The sequence below is a fragment of the Bacillota bacterium genome, from assembly GCA_012839765.1.
Taxonomy (GTDB): Bacteria; Bacillota; Limnochordia; order DUMW01; family DUMW01; genus DUMW01.
Genome location: DUMW01000033.1, coordinates 1 through 2681 on the forward strand (window position 1 = coordinate 1; position 2681 = coordinate 2681).

At 50.5% G+C, this 2681-nt stretch carries 3 protein-coding genes; all 3 read right to left on the reverse strand.

Features of this window, described 5'->3' with window-relative positions; all coding sequences use genetic code 11:
- On the reverse strand, window positions 1-754 hold a 754-nt coding region (locus GXX57_03480), incomplete at its 3' end, for a hypothetical protein (GenBank protein HHV43717.1).
- Entirely contained in the window at window positions 751-1581 is an 831-nt protein-coding gene (locus GXX57_03485) for an ABC transporter permease subunit (protein ID HHV43718.1), read from the reverse strand. The genes GXX57_03485 and GXX57_03480, both read right to left, overlap by 4 nt.
- On the reverse strand, window positions 1578-2522 hold the full coding sequence (locus GXX57_03490) for an ABC transporter ATP-binding protein (GenBank protein HHV43719.1): 945 nt from the start codon (window positions 2520-2522) through the stop codon (window positions 1578-1580). Before GXX57_03490 ends, GXX57_03485 begins: the two co-directional genes overlap by 4 nt.
- Between the last annotated feature and the right edge of the window lie 159 nt (window positions 2523-2681).

The window sequence follows — 2681 nt, forward strand, 5'->3', positions numbered from 1 at the left end:
TCTGATAGCCCAACCCGGTCCGCCGATGGCTGTAAACAACCAACTTCCGCTCACTATCCGGCACCAGGTTTCCTTCGGTGTCCAGCATCCGAATCCGGTACTCACCGGCGGGCAGATTCACCACAAAGGCAGGCTGTGGCTTGTAAACATAGAACATGGGCATCTCCGGTTGTACTGGAGGATCAGGGATCTCCTCAGGGTCCTTATAGATACCCGTTTCGTTTACTTCCTTAAGCATTTCGGCGATCAGTGCATCCCAAGCGGCCTTTTCATCATAGTACTTCCGCACCGCATTCCAGTAATCATCCATCGCGGTCACATACTCATCGTACTTTTGCTCTGCCTCTTCGTCCAAGAGCAAGTGCATTTCCCCCTGCCCTAGGGATTCCGTCAGGTAGGTGGTATACATCCGTTTTTCCAGGGTAGTATAGAGTTCATTACCCTTGTAGATCTCCAGGACTCCATCTACCACTTCCCGGTATTCCATCCAGTTGGCCTTATACTCACCGGTAATGGGCCAGTAGTAAACCTCAGTCTCAGCCGTGTGGATGATGTTGTTATGATCCGCAATCAGATAGATGGTATCGGCTTGCCGGGGAGCAATCGTCCCCTGCAGAGTGGTACCGGTCCAAGCGCTGATCCCATAGCACATCTGCCATTCCCTGGTTGGGGGTACAGCTCCGACGGGAACAGAAGTCAGGATCAGTAACAGACTTGCCAACAGGACAATCAGTACGGTGTCTTTACTCCTCATCGTTTTACCCCCCTCTTCTTGAAGCAGAAAATGGCCAGAGCTAAGCAGACAACGGTGTATACCAGGGTTTGTCCAATTGTGATGAAGTAATTGCCCATCTCACGCAGGGCCGCAGCATCAAATCCCCGCTGGAGATACGCGAAGGGAGAGATCCACGACAAGACACTGTTAATCACTTGGAAGATGATCCGCAAATAGGTCTGGGCCACACTCAATTCATCACTGGGAATATTCACCAATACCCGGTAACCAAAGGACATGCCTAGGAAGAAGATTACTAAGGCAAGGAAAACAATGATGGAAGACCGGGTACGTCCCATCAGTGAGGAGATGAAAATACCAAAAGCCACCATGCCCCCTACCACGAAAACGGAGAAAACCAGCATGAGTAGGAAGTTGGTGGAAAACCCGACATTGGTATAGATCCCTGCAAAAAGAAAGTAGATGGTCAAGAAAACCAGCATCGTCACAAAGGTAAAGACCTGTTCAAGGAAACGGCCGAAGATATAGGAAATGCTGTCCACAGGACCGTAAAACAGTACCTCCAGAGTACCGGTCTCCCTCTCTCGGGCAATCGCCATGGCAGAGCATAGGGCGATGTAAGTTCCACCCAAACTGACGGCAAGAAACAGAGCAAAGGTTAGGGGACTGGTTAGCACTCCGCCTTTCATGTTTGCCACTGTCGTCAGGGTACTGCGCAGGGCAAAGGCGCCAAGAAGCAATGATAAGACCATTACAACATAAATACCCGGCTTGACCCAGGTGTCTTTCCATTCCCTAGTGCTAATCAGTTTGGTCGCATGCCACCGGCGGGACATTATACTCATGCCACTCCCTCCTTCGTCAACATGGAGATGTTCTTCTCGGTAATTGTCACGAAGGCATCTTCTAGGCTCATTTCCTTCACTTGTAGGCCTAGGACCAAACCCTTGTTGTTGGCAATGGTCTGGGCGATTTCCGCTCGACCGTCAACATCGGGCTTCATCTTGATGATCAGGCGGTTGCCTTCTACGTCTACGTTCTTGACGATGTCCATCGCCCGCACGGCTTGGACAATCCCATCGGTGACCTGGTCAAGCTCTACGTAGATTTCCCGTTCCTCTGCGATACGGCGTTTGACGCCGTCCATGGTATCTTCAATCAGTAACCGTCCCTTGTTCATAATCCCCACCCGGTCGCAGGTCCGTTCCGCCTCAGACAGGATGTGACTGGACAACAGAACGGTGACACCGCGCTCTTTTTCCTCAAGAATGATATCCCGAATCTCCTTGATCCCGTATGGGTCCAGACTGCTCACAGGCTCGTCGAGAATCAGTAACTCGGGAGCATGCAAAAGCACCCGGGCGAAGCTCAGTTTCTGCTTCATACCTTTGGAGTATCCACCGAGAAACTCGGAGCGGCGATGCCAAAGGTTAACCCGAGAAAGCACTTCTTGAATCTTCTTTTCGGGATTGGGAACTTGGTACAACCGGGCAAAAAACATGAGGTACTCGTACGCGGTCATTTCCTCGTACAGATAATGGAACTCGGCCAAGACACCCATCCGTGTCTTGATTCCATAATAGTTGTCCTTCAGCTGCTCGCCAAACAACCAACACTTTCCGTAGGTGGGTTGAATGAGACCCAGCAACATCATGATTGTGGTCGTCTTCCCCGCACCGTTAGGACCGAGAAAACCGTAGATTTCGCCCTTTTGCACATGAATATTCAGGTCCTGGACCGCGGTAACCGTATCATACCGCTTGGTCAGGTTCTCGGTACGAATCATGCAGCAATTACCTCCCCCATTGATATGGTTCTACTTGATCAAGTCATTCGACTTGCGCCCGTACTGCACCCATGTCAAATTGACCCGTTGAAACCCACTTTGGTATGAGAACAGTATAACAAAGTTGTCTTATCTTTGCAACCAAACAGAAAGCGCAAA

Excerpts from the sequence above, each read along its gene's own strand:
- GXX57_03485 (HHV43718.1), bottom strand. The coding sequence starts at position 1,581 with ATGAGTATAATGTCCCGCCGGTGGCATGCGACCAAACTGATTAGCACT.
- GXX57_03490 (HHV43719.1), bottom strand. The coding sequence starts at position 2,522 with ATGATTCGTACCGAGAACCTGACCAAGCGGTATGATACGGTTACCGCG.